The organism is Streptomyces sp. NPDC001889, assembly GCF_053594535.1.
The window spans coordinates 15,282-31,517 of record NZ_JBSFER010000007.1 but is presented as its reverse complement, the minus strand read 5'-3'; the positions used below and the strand labels follow the sequence as shown (position 1 = coordinate 31,517).

At 75.2% G+C, this 16,236-nt stretch carries 8 protein-coding genes; 6 read left to right on the top strand and 2 right to left on the bottom strand.

Going from position 1 to position 16,236, the window contains the following annotated elements; all coding sequences use genetic code 11:
- The first annotated feature begins 468 nt into the window (after positions 1–468).
- From ACWCRA_RS09180 to ACWCRA_RS09170, 3 genes are all read left to right on the top strand, one after another.
- On the top strand, positions 469–807 hold the full coding sequence (locus ACWCRA_RS09180; RefSeq protein ID WP_351549382.1) for a PadR family transcriptional regulator: 339 nt from the start codon (positions 469–471) through the stop codon (positions 805–807).
- Complete coding sequence (locus tag ACWCRA_RS09175; protein WP_451067163.1) at positions 804–1,688, top strand: hypothetical protein; 885 nt, start codon at positions 804–806, stop codon at positions 1,686–1,688. The genes ACWCRA_RS09180 and ACWCRA_RS09175 overlap by 4 nt, the downstream gene beginning before the upstream one ends.
- A 146-nt stretch (positions 1,689–1,834) precedes the next feature.
- Positions 1,835–2,773, top strand: coding sequence for a DUF4184 family protein (locus tag ACWCRA_RS09170; protein WP_451067162.1), 939 nt, complete (start codon positions 1,835–1,837; stop codon positions 2,771–2,773).
- Between the two features lie 31 nt (positions 2,774–2,804).
- Here ACWCRA_RS09170 and ACWCRA_RS09165 read toward each other — a convergent pair whose 3' ends face one another.
- Both ACWCRA_RS09165 and ACWCRA_RS09160 read right to left on the bottom strand, forming a co-directional pair.
- On the bottom strand, positions 2,805–3,377 hold the full coding sequence (locus ACWCRA_RS09165) for an NADPH-dependent FMN reductase (protein ID WP_351549390.1): 573 nt from the start codon (positions 3,375–3,377) through the stop codon (positions 2,805–2,807).
- A gap of 530 nt (positions 3,378–3,907) precedes the next feature.
- Positions 3,908–5,422, bottom strand: coding sequence for a hypothetical protein (locus ACWCRA_RS09160; protein ID WP_451067161.1), 1,515 nt, complete (start codon positions 5,420–5,422; stop codon positions 3,908–3,910).
- Between the two features lie 203 nt (positions 5,423–5,625).
- Here ACWCRA_RS09160 and ACWCRA_RS09155 point away from each other — a divergent pair, with 203 nt between their 5' ends.
- The 3 genes from ACWCRA_RS09155 to ACWCRA_RS09145 all read left to right on the top strand — a co-directional run bounded on the left by ACWCRA_RS09155 (position 5,626) and on the right by ACWCRA_RS09145 (position 16,093).
- The gene (locus ACWCRA_RS09155; protein WP_451067160.1) at positions 5,626–11,184 is read left to right on the top strand and encodes a hypothetical protein; all 5,559 of its coding nucleotides are present in this window, start codon (positions 5,626–5,628) and stop codon (positions 11,182–11,184) included.
- A gap of 99 nt (positions 11,185–11,283) precedes the next feature.
- Positions 11,284–11,580 (top strand): hypothetical protein, encoded by a 297-nt coding sequence (locus ACWCRA_RS09150; RefSeq protein ID WP_351549399.1) that lies wholly within the window; start codon positions 11,284–11,286, stop codon positions 11,578–11,580.
- A gap of 103 nt (positions 11,581–11,683) precedes the next feature.
- On the top strand, positions 11,684–16,093 hold the full coding sequence (locus ACWCRA_RS09145; RefSeq protein ID WP_451067159.1) for an FtsK/SpoIIIE domain-containing protein: 4,410 nt from the start codon (positions 11,684–11,686) through the stop codon (positions 16,091–16,093).
- The last annotated feature ends 143 nt before the right edge of the window (positions 16,094–16,236 follow it).

The following is a 16,236-nucleotide window of genomic DNA, read 5'->3' as shown; positions in this document are numbered from 1 at the left end:
ACCCGAGCAATCTCAGCCCGTCCGGCGTTTGAGGACGGACCTTGTGCCACAGGTAACCCGAGCAATCTCAGCCCGTCCGGCGTTTGAGGACGGACCCTGTGCAACAGGGCCCCGCATCCCGCGGGCCTCGGTCGGGGGCCAGCCCCCGAACCCCCGCTCCTCAAACGCCGGAGGGGCTGGGGGTGGCGGCTCCATCGCCGGAGGGGCCGGGGTGGTGCTCCTCAATCGCCGGAGGGGCTGGATCTTGCGCCTCGGCCCGCCCGAAGGGCTGGAGGTGGTGTGCCCCGGGTCGCCGGCCGGGCTGAGAGCGGTGTGCCTCCGGTCGCCGGCGGGCGGCCTGTCCGGGGGTGACCCCCGAGGCGGGCCGGGGGGATCAAGCGCGGGGCCCGCGGCCGTGGGGCGGCCGGTCCGGGGAGGGCCGTCCCCGTGCGGCACCTGTGGGACCGCCCCAGCGAATATTCTGGCCGGATGAGCGATCGGGCGATGCAGGAACTCGCACTGCTGGTGCTGACAGCCCTCGCGGACGCACCCCGGCACGGGTACGCGGTCGCGCAGGAGATCAAGGGGATCACGGACGGCCGGGTCACCCCCCGCACCGGGGCGCTCTACGGAGCGCTGGACCGGCTCGTCGCGGAGGGGCTCATCACCGTTGTGCAGGAGGAGGTGGTGGACGGCCGGGCGCGGCGCGTCTTCGCTCTCGCCCCCGAGGGCCGGGAGCGTCTCGCGGTCGAGACGGACCGGCTGGCGGTCGCCGTCCGCGAGGCGCGGCGGCGCCTGGGGATCGACGGTGCGCCGGTGACCGCGTGATCGACCGGCTCCTCCTTCTCTACCCGCCCGGCTACCGGGCCGCGTACGGACCGGAGATCGCCGGCACCTACCGGGAGATGACCGCCGGCGTGTCACGCCGGGACCGCCTCCGGGAGGGCGCGGACCTCGCCGCGCACGCCCTGCGGGTCCGGTTCGGCCTGGGATCGGCCGATCCGCTGGGCCGTCTCGTCGCGTCGGCCGCCCCGTTCGCCCTGGCCGCCGCAGCGGTGAGCGCGGGCATCCGGTTCGTGCGCTGGTACGCCGGGATCACCGCGTCGCCGACGCCGTGGAGGGTGGCGCTGCGGACCATGGACGGGCCCGAACTCCTCGGCCTGCTCTCTCTCCTGCTGGTCTGTGCCGGCGCGATCGTCGCGCTGACGGGCCGGTGGGCGGCCGGGTCGGCCGCCGCGGTCTGCGGGCTGGCGGGCACGGCCGTCCTGGCGGTGGTGGCGACCCACCCGAACGAGTATCAGTACCGGATCGTCGTTCCGGTGGCCGCGCTTCTCACCATCGCGGTGGTGCTCGCCTGCCCACCGGACCTGCGCCCCGGGCCGGGCGCGTCGGCGGTGGCGGGCGCGATGGCGGCCACCGCCTGGCTCCCCGCGATCGCCGTGGAGGCGGGGGCGGTCGGCTGGGTGAGCACCGACTACGGCGGCTGGCCGCTGCTGGTTCTGGCCGCCACGGGGATCGCCCTCGCCCTGCGGGCACGCTCGTCCGGGCTGCGGGAGTCGGGCGCCATGGCGCTGGCCTCCCCACCCCTCCTCGCCGACGCCTGTCTCCTCAACTGGTACTCCCCGAGCCCCTTCGCGGCCCTGCTCCTGGTGCTGCCCGCCGCCGCGCTGCTCAGCGCGGTCGCCGGGAGGGTGCGCGGGCCGCGCTGAGCCGTCGGGCCGGGGGTTCGGGGACTCTGGACATAGTCACTTCAACTGAATACTCTTCTCGGCGTTGCATGTGGCCGGTGTGTCGCCGGGCGAAGGTGCCGGCCCGCGCCCCCACCGGCTCGACCCGAGCGAGAGGGCGCCCCGAAGTGCCGTTCACCCTGTCCCACACGGCCGCGGTCCTGCCGCTGCTGCGCCGGCCTCTCGTACCCGTGGCCCTGGTCATGGGAACGATGGCGCCCGATGCCCCCTACTTCCTCCAGACGCTGCGCATCACGGTGACCGCCGGCTCCTGGTACGAGCCCTTCCTCAACGCCACGACCTCGCACTCCCTCATCGGCGCCCTGACCGTCACCCTCCCGGTCACCCTGCTCCTCGTCGCCGCGCACCGGCTGCTGCGCGGGCCGGTCACCGCACTCCTGCCGCCCCGCCCCGCCGTCCCGGCCCCGGCGCCACCGCGCGGCTTCGCGGAACGGCTCCGCCACGCGGCGTGGCTGGTGGTGTCGGCGCTCATCGGCATCGCCACCCATCTGCTCTGGGACTCCTTCACCCATGTCGACGGGTACGCGGTCGCCCGACTGGCCGTTCTGCGCGAGCCCGGACCGGGCGGGCTGTCCACCGCCCGGCTGCTCCAGCACCTGAGCACGGCGGCCGGTCTCGTGGCGCTCGGCGTCCACCTCTGGCGCCGCCGCGCCCGGCCGCGCCCGCCGCGCTCCGAGGCCGTCACCTCGCGGGCCCCGGCCGTCCGGTGGGGCGCGGCGGTGGTCCTCGTACTGGCCGCGCTGCTCGGCGCGGCGGCCCACACCGGCGGTATCGACTCCTACCGCCGGGTGACCGTGGAGGACACCGGCCGGCCCCTCGTCCGCGAGGCCGACGGCGAGGTCACCGAGATCACCGAGATCACCGAGATCACCTACCCCACCCGGACGGAGCACGCCCCCTGGACCTCGGTCGCCGAGGGCGTACTGTCCGACGCGGCCAAGGGCGCGGGCGCCGCCCTCGCCGCCGCCCTGCTCCTCCACGCGACCGGCTGGCACCTCCACCGCACCCTGCGCACCTTCCGGCGGGCCGGGCCCGTCCGGGAGTGATACCGGAAGCGGTGCCGGGGCCGGACGCTCCTCACCGGGAGGGGGCCGGGGCGCGCAGGGGCTTGAGGGCGTCGCTCCAGGCCACCACCTGGTCGAGCATGGTGCTCACCGCGTCGGTGTGGAGCGGGGCGGGGGTGAAGGTGCTGAAGTCCTCGAAGTCGGTGAAGAGCGACAGCATCACCTGCGCCCGCACCGTCGCCACCTGGACCTCCGCCATGATCGCGCGCAGATGCTCGATGGCGCGGGCCCCGCCGACGCTGCCGTAGCCGACGAAGCCGGCGGCCTTGTTGTTCCACTCCTGGTAGATGAAATCGATCGCGTTCTTCAGGGCGGCGGAGGTGGAGTGGTTGTACTCGGGGGTGACGAAGACGAAGCCGTCGAAGCCGTCGACGGTCGCGGCCCAGGACTTGGTGTGGGCGTTGGCGTACTGGCCGAGGGAGGGCGGGGCGATCTCGTCGAGGAAGGGGAGGGCGATCTCCTTGAGGTCGACGAGGACGTACTCGGCGTCGGTCCGGGTCCGGGCCTGGTCGAGGACCCAGCGGGCGACGGCCTCGCCCTTGCGGCCGGGGCGGATGCTGCCGATGATGATCGCGATCCTGGTCATGGGGTCACCTTGGCCGGTGGGGAGTGGGAGCGGGGCCGGGCCCCCTGTCCACCTCCCCCGGCGGCGGGCGGGGCCCGCGCGCGGGGCCGGCGAATCACCCGTTCGGCCGGTCAGGTCGGGCGCACGGTCGCGGGACCGCGCTTCCGCCCCCTCCGCCCGGCGCGGGCCGCGGCCGGGGGCCGGCCCCCGAACCCCCGCTCCTCAAACGCCGGAGGGGCTGGATTTCGTGCCTCGGGTTGTCGGAGGGCCGCGCGGTGTGCCCCCATCGCCGGCGGGGCCGGGTGTGCTGGGGCCCTGGGCGATGGACGGCAACGCCGCGAGGCGCGGTGCCGGGGCACGCGAGTCCCAGCGAGACCCACACGAGAGGCCCTGGGGAGTTTCTTTCGGATCGGGCCGGATCGGTGAGCGGGGTCCGGTGCCGTGGATCGCGAGGCGGAGGAGGGAGCCCACGCGGAGCGCCGGCGACCGGCGACAACGCGGCGGGGCGCGGTGCCAGGGCTCGCGAGCCCGCACGATCCGAAAGAGACGACCTAGGCCGGGACCTGGGTCGGGACCGTGACGCGGAGGTCGAGGACCCCCAGGTCCACCACCCCCTCCGGCTGGGCGTACCAGCGCCAGTGCGCGCCCGGCACATCCCCCACCGTGAGCACCGTCCACCCCCCTCCCTCCGGAGTCGCGAGCTTCGACAGGGCGCGGGCCTCCTCGCCCGTGGGGCGGTGGAGGGCCACCAGGAAGCCCGTCACGGGCGCGGTCCGGCCCGCGCCGCGGATCAGGCCGAGGCCCAGTTCCCCGGCCGCCTCGAAGACCTCGGCCGGGGCCCGGCCCCGTACCTCCGTCACCGACGGGACCCGCACCACCCCGTGCAGCCCGGGCAGCACCTCCGCCCCCGGGTCGATCGCCACCACCACCGTCGACTGGCGCGGCAGCTCCAGCAGCCCGTGCACCAGGGCCGCCACCGTGTCCTGGGCGACCCGCAGGTCTCCCCGTACGCTCAGCGCCCCGCTGATCCGGCCCAGGTCCACCATGACCTGCGCCCCGCGCTCGCCGATCCCGACGCGGGCCAGATGGGGCAGGGTCAGCGCCGTGTCCCCCGCGCCGCCGGCCTCGATCTCCGCCGGGAGGCCACGGCGCTCCCAGCGCGCCGGGCCCACCGCCGTCCACCCCTCGGGCACCCCGTCCGCCCCGCCGGAGACGGACGCCAGAAGCTTGGCCGACTCGGCCTGCACGGTGTAGACACGCGTCCCGGCCAGCTCCCGCACGGCCTGACGGACCATCACCGGGGTTCTGGTGTCGGCCGCCAGCCGCTGGGCGAGCGCCCCGCGCCGCCGCCGCAGCAGCGCCAGGGCGATCCCGCGCGGGAGCCGGGGCCGCAGCACCCGCCCCGCGCGGGCCACCCCGGCCCACGCCGCCCGCAGCCCCCGCGCCAGCGGGCGGCGGGCGATGATCGCCACGGTCAGGACGGCCACCCCCGCGATCCCCCCGAAGAGCGCCGGCAGCGGCACCCGGTCGCCGACGGTCGCGAACGGGTTCGACGACCTCGCCGCCGGCACGGGCGCGACCGCGGGCGCCGCCGTCGCCGTCGCGGCAGGAGGACTCGCGGGGCCCCCGGCCTGTCCGGGCAGCGTCCCGGACCGCACCTCCGCCCCCTGGGCGTCGTTCGGCAGCAGCAGCGCGAACCCGGCCGCCGCCCCGATCTGCTCGGCGCTGACGAACAGATCCCCGCTGGGCAGCGCCCGCCCGGTGTTGAGCACCAGGATCTCCTGGAACCGGTTGCCGTCGCCGAGGGTCCGCGACGCGATGTCGAAGAGCGCGTCCTCCTTGCCGCCGTTCTCCCCGGGGCCCTTCACCACGTAGAACTTCACCGGATCGGCGGTGCGTGCCACGCCCCCCGGCCCACCGGCGAACCCGTCGGCGGACCGGGCGTGCGCCGGCCCCGCCGGCGCCAGCACGGCCAGCAGCACCAGCCCGGCCGACGCGGCGCACCGGGCCGTCCGCCCGCGCCGCGCGGCCCGGGCCGGAACCCTCCTCGTGGGGTCGTCTCGCATGCTTCTCGTCCTCCTCCTCCCGGGCCGCACGCGCGGCACCGGCGTGTCAGGGCACCACACGTCCGGCCCCGCCCGACCGGTTCAAAGCGACCCGGAAATGGCCGTGAACCCCCGCCCGGCGTGAACCGATCCGGCTCCGGTGACGTGCCTGCTGCGACGACTCGGCCGACGGCCGGGCTGACCGATCGGCCGGGAGGCGGGAAATGGCGCGACGACACCCCACGGGCTGGGAGGTGCTGGGGTTCGCCGCCGACCCCACCCCCGGTGACCCGGAGGCGATACGGGTCCTCTCCACGACCTACCGCGAACTGGGCGACCGGGCCGGTGAGGCCTTCGACCTGCTCCGGGACGACAGCCGTATCCGCGCGGGCAAGGGCAGGGCGATGGACGCCCTCCGGGACCGGATCAAGGAGGTCCCGGGGATGCTGGAACGCACCCGTAACTCCTTCCAGCGGGCGGCGGACGCCTACAACGGCTACGCCGACACCCTCACCACCGCGCAGGACATGCTCGACCGGGCGATCGACCAGGGCCGGGAGGCCGAGGCGACCGCGCGGACCGAGCTGCCGCGACTCGCCCCCGACGCCACCCCCGAGCAGACCGCCGGGCGGGCCGACGAGCAGCGGCAGGTCGACGAGGCCAAGTCCCGGCTCTCCGCCGCCGAGGCCCTGGGGCGGGACGCGGAACGGCTCCGCGAGGACGGCTCCCGCACGGCGTCGGTCGTTCTGGACGAGGCCGCCGACCAGGCCATCGAGGCACGCGGCGTCTTCCAGCAGATCGGTGACTTCTTCGCCGACAACCCCCTGATCGAGCTGGTCGCGGGCATCATCGTCGGGATCATCGCCGTCTTCCTGCCCGTCGTCGGACTGCTGCTGGGCGCGGCCCTCTTCGCGGTCTCCGTCATCCGGATGGCGTCCCAGGGGAAGTTCGACGTCGGCGAACTGCTCATCGGCGCGCTGACGCTGGTCCCCGGAGGGGTGCTGCTCGGCGGTCTGGGCAAGATCGGCGCATCGGCGGCCAAGCTGGCGAAAGTGGCGCCCGTGCTGGCCACGTTCGGCAAGGGCACGGGGACCATCTCCGGCGCCCTCACCAAGGTGCTCGACGGGACGACCGCCTTCCGGAAGATCTTCACCCCGCTCACCAAGGGCATCGCCGGGGTCAAGATCTCCCCGGGCCTGGCGCTGGGCGGCAAGGTCCTGGTCGAGGCGGGTACCGAATTCACCCTGGGATTCACGGCGTCCGTCATCACGGCCGCCGTCGAGCGCAAGCCGTTCGACCCCCGGGCCGCCGCGATCGGCGCGGCGATCGGCGCCGCCACCGGGGGCGCTCTGGGTGCCTTCGGCGGCACCAAATTCGCCGCCGGCATCAAGAACGCCTTCGTGGTCGAGAACAAGTTCAAGAGCAATATCGGCAAGGCGTTCTCCAAGGAGAGCCTCGGCATCGTCAACGGCACGTTCAGCTTCGGCAATGTGCTGTTCGTCAACGGCCGGGAGATGCCGCAGAAGAGCGGCTTCCACGGCATCAAGAGCTCCACCGGCTCCAGTTCCGCCACGGGTGAGGCCAAGACGAAGATCACCACTCCGGACGGCACCAAGACGGAGACCACCATCGACCCGGGCGCGCAGAAGCCCCCCAAGCAGCCCGAGGCCGACGGGGCCGACGGCGGCGCCGCCCCGCCCGTGGTGGTCCCGCCACCGGTGATCTCCGCCAAGACCACCACCCCGGACGGTTTCACCTCGGTGACCACGGGCGGGCAGAACACCATCGCGAGCCCGTCCGGAGACAAGATCGTCTCCGATGGCACCACCACGACCGTCGAGACCCCGCTGGGCGGGAAACTGCCCCCGCTGACCACCGGGCTGACGCCCGGCGGGTTCACCACGTCGGGTCCGTTCGGCGAGATCAGCCGGGGGCCCGACGGCACCACGATCTCCGCGCCCCCGCCGCCCCCGCCGGACCCCGTACCCGCGAACGACGGGGACGCCCCGGGCGCCGGCGACCCGAACCCGGCGCAGGTCCAGGACCCGGCGCAGGCCCAGGACCCCGTACAGGTCCAGGACCTCGCGGACGATCCCGACCTCATCCTTCCGGACCCGCTTCCGGTCCCGCTCCCGAACGGCGGCGCCAACGGCGGCGCCAACGGCGGCGCGGGTGCCGGCGCCCCCGACCCCGTACCCAACCCCCCGGGGTTCACCCTCACCGACAACGCCATCACCATCCCCGGCGGCCCCTCCGTCGTCACCGGCGACACCTTCACCACCGTCCAGGGCGACGGAATCTCCGCCACCCACCAGGCCGGTGCCACCTCCTTCTTCGGCACCGCCGATCCGGCCGCCACCGACCTGCCCGTCCTCGTCCACAACCCCGGCAACGGGGACCTGAACGCCGACCTCGGCAACGGGAACACCCTCAGCGCCACCACCGGCACCTTCCCGGCCGGGGTCACCCTCAACGGCGACGCGGTCGCCCTCGGCGCCGGGGGAGCGGTCACGGTCGGCAACACCGGCGAGGGCGCCGGCGGCCAGGTGGTCACCCTGCCCCCGGCGGGCGACGCCATCTCCCCGGTGACCGTCAAGGACGGCGCGGTCACCACCGAGCTGGCCCCGGACGGCGGTGCCAGGATCACCATCCCGGACGGGCCCGTGACCACCCTGGACGATGGCGGATTCACGGTGAGCACCGGCACCGCGCAACCGACGACCGTGCGGTTCGACGGCGCGAACGCGGCGCTGGACATCACGCCCGGCGGCGGCCCTCCGGTCGGTGTCGCGCACGACGGCACCGTCACGGCCGGCCCCCTCACCGCCGGTCCCGGGGGCATCGGCACGGTCACCGACCCGGGAGGCGCCGTCACGTTCACCCCGAACGGCGTCACCCTGCCCGGCACGGCGGCGGGCACCCCGGTCACCGTCGGAGTGGACGGCGCCTTCACCGCGGGCGGCGTCGTGGGAACCCCGGACGGCACCCTCACCTCCGGTACGACCACGGTGAGCCCGGGCCCCGGCGGCTCGGCCAAGGTCACGGCCGGCGGTCAGGAGTTCACCGTCGGCTCCGGGGGAGTGATCACCACCAAGGGACCGGACGGCGCCCCCGTACCGCACTCCGCCCAGCCGCTTCCCTCGGCGCCCGTGACCCTGGGCGATGTCTCCGTGGGCGTGGACGGCACCGGGACACCCGTCATCACGGCCCAGGGCACCGGCGGCACCACCGTGACGGTGACCGGCGGCACCACCACCGTCGGCACCGCCGCCCACCAGGTGACCACCGGCTCCGGCGGCGGCATCACCACCACCCTCACCCACAGCGGGGCCACCGTCACCACCAACCCGGCGGGCACCACCACCCTCACCCAGGGCGGGACCACGGTCACCACCGGACCCGCCGTGCCGACGACCGTCACCAGTGGAACCGGGCCCGCCGTCACCGTCACCCCCGGCGGCCAGGGGAGCCCCACCCAGGCCGTCACCTCGGACGGCACCGCGTCCGTCTTCACCGGCAACGGCGCCCAGACCTCCGTCGGCGGCACCCCCGCGGCGGTCGCGGCGGCGGACGGCGACGGCGGCATCACCACCACGGCCCCGGCGGGCGGCCACACCACCGTCACCCACTCCCCGGCGGGCACCACCGCGCGGGACAACGACGGCGGCTTCGCGGTCGACAGCGCCAAGACCCTCACCGACGGGGACCTCACCATCACCCCCGGCACCAGCGGCGACGCCCCGTCCGCCGACATCACCGACAACGGGCCGGGCGGCGGCCAGGCGCAGCTCACCCAGGACGGCATCACGGCCCAGGGCCTCACCGTCACCGTGGACCCCGGCGGCGGGGTGTCCGTCTCCGGCCCGCCCGGCGTCGGCGGCACCGCCGGCACCCTCACCTCCGCGCCCGACGGCACCATCGGCGCCCAGGGCCCCGGCGGCGAGGCGACCGCCGCCCCGCCCGTCACCGTGCCCCTGCTCGACGGCGGCACCCGGACCGTCCCGGGCCCGGTCACGGTCACCGGACCCGCCGGCACCGTCACCCAGGACGGCGGCACCACCACCTTCACCCAGGCCGGCTTCACCACGACGTTCACCCAGGGCGACACCGGCACCACCGTGGAGACGGTCCACGACGCGAGCGGCGTCGGGCACACCATCGACCCGGCAGGACAGACCACCGTCCAGAACTCGCCCAGCGGGGCGGCGATCGAGGCGTCCAGCACCGGGGCCCAGGTGGTCACCCCGCCCGCCCAGGGCTGGCCCGTCCTCCTCTCACCGGCGATGACCGGCGGCGGCAACACCCTCTCCAACGGGCCGGACGGACCGGTCATCACCACCCAGGGCTCGCACCCGGTGGCCGACCCCGGCACCACGGTCACCCACAACACCGCCCCGGACGCCCCGCCCGGCGAGGTCACCGTCGTCCACGGGCCCGCCACCGGCACCTTCACCCCCGGCGGCATCACCTCCCTGGGACCGTCCGGCACCCATGTCGACGGCACGGGCGCGCCCATCGACACCGCGGGCAGGCCGATCGGCGACGGACCGGGCCAGACCGCGATCAGCCAGATCACCGGCGACGGCGGCAGCGGGATCGCCGTCCCGGCCTTCGGCGGCGCCGGATCGATCGCCCACCACGGCTTCTTCGGCGGTACGACCACCGTGGACACCGGCTCGGTGACGCTCACCAAGTCCACCGACGGCTCCCCGGAGAACGCGGGCACCGCGGGCCAGAAGTCCGGGGTGCTCGACGGACCCGCCCACCCGGTGAACCCCACCACCCCGGGACCGCCCGTCTTCACCGCCGGCGCCAGTGACGGCAACGGCGCCAGCGTCGAGGTCCCCCTCAAGGGCGGCGGCTCCACCGTGCACAACGGCAGCTCCGACGTGGTCTCCGACGGCAAGGGCGGCCACACGGTCACCGTCCCCGGCTCCACCGACCCCAACGACACCGTCACCATCTCCCAAGACGGCGCCCTCACCGGCCCCGGCGTCGTCACCCCGCCCCCGCTGCCCGCCGGACAGGAGGGACCGCGGCAGCCGCCCCACGCCACCCTCAGCGACGGCACCACCGTCGTCGGCGGCGCACCGCCCACCGTCACCGCGCCCGGCGCCCAGGGCCCCGTCACCACCTTCACCCACGGCACCGCCACCACCGCCGACCCCGCGAACGGGATCACCATCACCCAGAACGCCGACGGCAGCGCGGCCTTCCAGCACACCGGCGCCGGCGGGACCACCGCCCTCGACCTCACGAGCACCGGGGCGCAGGGCACGGTCACCGGGACCGGCGGCGACGGCGGCCCGGCCACCTACGGCATCACCCTCGGTGACAGCGGCGCCGTGCGGGTCAAGGACGGCGGCGGCAAGGTGACCGAGCTGGACCAGGCCGGCTCCTTCCACGAACAGCACTCGCCCTCCGACCGCTACGACGGCTTCGCCGGCGGCCCGACCGCGCTGAGCGACTGGCGGGACTACGCCTACGGCGCCGCGTCCGGCCTCCTCAAGAACCTCTTCACCGCCGGATTCCAGAGCGCCTACCAGATCAGCCAGGGCGCGGACGTCCAGAACTCCCTGGAGAACGCCGCCATCAGAGCGGCCAATGGCATCGGCAACGGGCTGGCGACCCAGAAACTCAATGACCAGTACGCCTTCAAAACCGAGGGCCTGGAGACCGGCCTCGCGGGAATTCCCACCAAGACCATCGCCAATCTCAACAACGACGCGGATATCGAGAGCGTCAATCCGGCGAGCGACCGGGCACTCACCACCGGCGGCTGAACCATCGGGGAACCCCGCCCGTGTTGACGGTATCGGACCGGCGCGTCAACGCGGCAACGGAATCCGGGGAATCCACACAGGACCGACAGGAGACTCTCCATGGCCGAATTCATCGTCAACGACGAGCGGACCGCCCAGGTCGCCGCCTCCACCCTCAACATGTACGACACGGCCATCGTCCAGCTCCAGACCATCAAGCAGGAACTGGACAACCTCACCGAGGACGGCTACCGGACTCCCGCGTCGAAACGGGACTTCCAGCCCTTCGTCCAGACCTACAACGACAACTACCTCCAGGTCATCGAAGGGCTCGCGGGCATCTCCAAGTTCCTCGACGGTGTCGGAAAGGGCTTCGCCCAGCTCGACACCGACCTCGGCGCCAGCCTCACCGGCTGACCCGTCAAGGACCCGTACCCCGCCCCGGCGGCCGGGCCGGACCGCCACGGTCCGGCCCGCCCGGCGTCCCGCCGACCCGCGCGTGCCACAAGGAGCACCGACCATGCGTCTGACCGTCACCGCAGTCGACCCGCAGCAGGGGCGGACCGCGGACATCATCATCGAAGCCGACCCCGGGGCCCCGGCCGGAGAACTCGCCGAGCAGCTCCACCGCCGGATGCGCGGCACCCCGCCCACCCGCGCGCCCGCCCTCTTCCACGGGCCCGACCAGCTCCCCGCCGACAGCGCGCTGGGCGACCTGGAGCTGCGGCCCGGCAGCCTCCTCTGTCTCGAAGAGCCGCTCGCCGTCCCCGGCCGCGAGCCCGAGGGCGTCGCGGAGCTGCGCGCCATCGGCGGCGCCGGCGCCGGAGCCGTCTTCCGGCTGCCCCCGGGGGAGTACGAGATCGGCGCCGCCGACGACTGCCGTGTCCGCCTCCTTGCCGCCGGGCTCCCCGCGAGCGCCGCCCGTGTCGAGGTCCGCGTCGACGGCACCGTGACCGTGCGCTCCTCGGCGTACGAGAAGGCCCGCCTCGACACCGTCCCGGTGCCCGAGTGGACCGCCTGGCCCCCCGGCGGGGTGCTCGACCTCGGCCCCGCCCTGCTGGAACTCGCCGCCCCCACCGCCCCCGACGCCGCGCTCCAGCCCTCCGGCGACGGCACCGGACTCGACTACAACCGGCCGCCCCGGCTGCTCCCGCCGCCGGTGCGCGACCGGTTCCGGCTGCCCGTGGCCCCGGCCGAGCCCGCCCGCAGCCCGATCCAGCTCGTCATGATCTTCGCGCCGCTGCTGATGGCGCTGGTCGCCGTCCTCTTCTTCGGCAACCTCCGCTTCCTGGTCTTCGGACTGCTCTCCCCGGTGATCGCGCTCGCCGGACAGCTCTCCAACAAGCGCCGGGGCAAGGACGACCACGCCGAGCGGCTCGCCGAGTACGAACGGCAGAAGGAGCGGCTGGACGAGGATGTCGCCGAGGCGGTCGTCGCCGAACAGCGGGCCCGCCGCGCCGCCTGCCCCGACCCCGCGCTCACCACCCTGATCGCCACCGGCCCCCGGCAGCGGCTCTGGGAACGGCGCTGGCGCGACCGGGACTTCCTGCTGCTGCGGCTCGGCCTCGCCGACCGGCCCGCCCACCTCGAACTGGAGGACCCCGGCGAGGCCGAGCACCGCCGCCGGATCACCCGCACCACCCACGCCGTCCCCGTCGCCGTCCCCCTGCGCGAGGCCGGTGTCCTCGGCGTCGCCGGGGGAGCGGACGCCGATCCGCTGGTGCGCTGGCTCATCGCCCAGGCCGCCACCCTGCACAGCCCCTCCGACCTGCGGGTGTGCGTGCTGTCCTGGACCGGGGGACCGGACCGCTGGTCCTGGCTGCACTGGCTGCCGCACACCGCGCCCGTCGGCGAGGACACCGTCGCCCTGGCCGGCACCACCGCCGAGTCCGCCGGGCGCCGGATCGCCGAGCTGACCGCCCTGATCGCCGCCCGCCAGGAGGCCGGGGACCGGGCGCCGCGCGGCGGCGCCGCGGGAGAACCCGATGTGCTGCTCGTCCTGGACGGCGCCCGCCGCATCCGCTCGCTGCCCGGCGTGATCCAGATCCTGCGCGAAGGGCCCGCCGTCGGCGTCTACGCCCTCTGCGTCGACGACGAGGCCCGGCTGCTCCCCGAGGAGTGCCAGGCCGTCGCCGTCGCGTCCCCCGAGGGGCTGCGGGTCGAGCGGAGCGGCACCGACCCCGTCGACGGCGTCCTCATGGACGCCCCCGGCCACACCTGGTGCACCGGGGTGGCCCGGGCCCTCGCGTCCCTGCGCGACGTCGGCGACGAGGCCGAGGAGAATCTGCTCCCCACCGCCGCCGGGCTCCTCGACATCCTCGGCCTGGAACCCCCGACCCCGGAGGCCGTCGCCTCCGGCTGGGCCGCCTCCGGCCGCACCACCCGCGCCGTCATCGGCGCCGGGGTCGACGGCCCCTTCGCCCTGGACCTCGCCGCCGACGGACCCCACGCCCTCATCGCCGGCACCACCGGCTCCGGCAAGTCCGAACTCCTCCAGTCGCTCGTGGCGTCGCTCGCCGTCGCCAACCGGCCCGACGAGCTGAACTTCGTCCTCATCGACTACAAGGGCGGCAGCGCCTTCGCCGAGTGCGAGGAGCTTCCCCACACCGTCGGTCTCGTCACCGATCTCGACACCCATCTCGTCGAACGCGCCCTCACCTCGCTCGGCGCCGAACTCCGCCGCCGCGAACGCGTCCTCGCCGACGCCTCGGCCAAGGACATCGACGACTACACCGACAAGCGCACCCGCGCACCCGGGCTCGCCCCCCTGCCCCGGCTGGTCCTCGTCGTCGACGAGTTCGCCTCCATGGTCCGCGAACTCCCCGACTTCGTCTCCGGGATGGTCAACATCGCCCAGCGAGGGCGCTCCCTCGGCATCCATCTGATCCTCGCCACCCAGCGGCCGTCCGGCGCGGTCACCGCCGACATCCGCGCCAACACCAACCTCAGGATCGCCCTGCGCACCACCGACACCGGCGAGAGCCGCGACATCATCGACGCCCCCGACTCCGGCCTGCTCTCCCCGCGCACCCCCGGCCGCGCCCACGCCCGGCTCGGCCACGCCGCCCTGCTGCCCTTCCAGACCGGCAGGATCGGCGGGCGCAGAGCACAGGCCCGCGCCGGGGCCGCCGAGCGCCCCGCGCCCCGGCTCACCGAGATCCACTGGGAGTTCCTCGGCGACCCACCGCCCCGCCCCGAGCGCGCCGAGACCGCCGTACAGCCCGTGACCGACCTCTCCGTCCTCGTCAGCGCGGTGCGCGAGGCCGCCGAACAGCTCGCCGTGCCGCCGCCCCGCACCCCCTGGCTCCCACCGCTCCCCGACACCCTCACCCTCGCCGGCCTGCCGCCCGCCGGGCACCCGGACGGGTCCCCGCCGCACCAGGCCGGGCTCGCCCCGGTGGCGTACGGACTGACCGACGACCCCGCCGGGCAGACCCGGCACCCCCTGACCCTCGACTTCGACACCATGGGCCACCTCCAGATCATCGGCGCGCCCCGCAGCGGGCGCTCCCAGGCCCTGCGCACCATCGCCGCCGCCGTGGCCGGTGCCCACAGCTGTGCCGATGTCCATCTCTACGGCCTCGACTGCGGCAACGGCGCCCTCCAGGCCCTCGCCGGGCTGCCGCACACCGGCGCCGTCGTCGACCGGGCCGAGAGCGAGCGCGTCGCCCGGCTCCTCGTCCGGCTCGGGCAGGAGGCCTCCCGGCGGCGCGGACTCCTCGGCCGGCAGGGCGTCGCCGACCTCACCGAACTGCGCCGCACCCTCCCCGAGGAGGAGCGCCCGCCCCGGCTGCTGGTCCTGGTCGACCGGTTCGAGGCGTTCGAGCGGGACTTCGCGGCGTACGACCGGGGCAGTGTGATGGACGCGATGACGCTGCTGCTCCGCGAGGGCGCGGGCGTCGGGGTGCACCTCGTCCTCGCGGGCGACCGGATTCTCGCCCAGAGCCGCTTCGCCTCCACCACCGAGGACCGGCTCGTGCTGCGGCTCAACGACCGCGCCGACTACGGCATGGTGGGGCTCACCCCCCGCAAGGTGCCCGAGGACCTCCCGGCCGGCCGTGCCATCGACCCCCGTACGTCCCGGGCCACCCAGATCGCCCTGATCGGCCCCGACCCCAGCGGCGCCGCCCAGGCCGGTGATCTGCGCGCCCTGGCCGTCCGCGCCGGCGGACGCGACTCGGCCGTCCCCGGCCGGCGCCGGCCGTTCCGGCTGGACACACTGCCCGACGGGCTGACCTTCCCCGAGGCGTGGGAGCGCCGGCCCCGGGGGACCTCCCCGCTCTGGGCCATGGTCGGTGTCGGCGGTGACGAACTCGGCGCCAAGGGGCCCGATCTGTCGGTGTCGCCCTCCTTCCTGGTCGCCGGGCCGCCCCGGTCCGGCCGCAGCTCCGTGCTGATCGCCATGGCCCGCTCGCTGACCGCCGGGGGCACGAAGGTCGTCATCGTCGCGCCCCGCACCTCACCGCTGCGGGCCCTGGCCGGACAGCCCGGCGTGGTGGAGGTCTTCACCGATCCGAACCTCGCCGTCGCCGACTTCCGGGCCGCCCTCGGCCGGGTGGACTCGCCCGCCGGCGCGGTCCTCGTGGACGACGCCGAGATGATGGCCAACTCGGAGATCGACGGCGACCTCGGAGCGCTCGCCCGGGGCAGCGCGGGCGACGGCTGGGGGCTGGTGATCGGCGCCAACAACGAGGCCATGCTCGTCAGCCACACCGGGTGGCAGACGACGGTGCGCCGCAATCGGTGCGGGGCGCTGCTCGCGCCGCGCGCGCTGGGTGACGGCGAGGTCGTGGGCGCCCGGGTGCCGCACGGGCTGCTCGGCGCCGACACCGAGCCCGGGCGGGCCCATCTGCACCTCGGGGACGGGAACTTCGTCACCGTGCGGGTGCCGTCGCCGCCCGAACCGGCGCCCGCGACCGCCGTCCGCTGACGGCTGCCGGATGCCGGCTTCCGGCTGACCGCTTCGGCGGGGCGGGCGGGGCAGGCGGGGCAGGCAGGGCAGACGGGGCAGGCAGGACAGGCGGGGTCCCGCTGGTCCCCGCTGGACCCGGCTGATCTCTCAGGAAGGGCCCG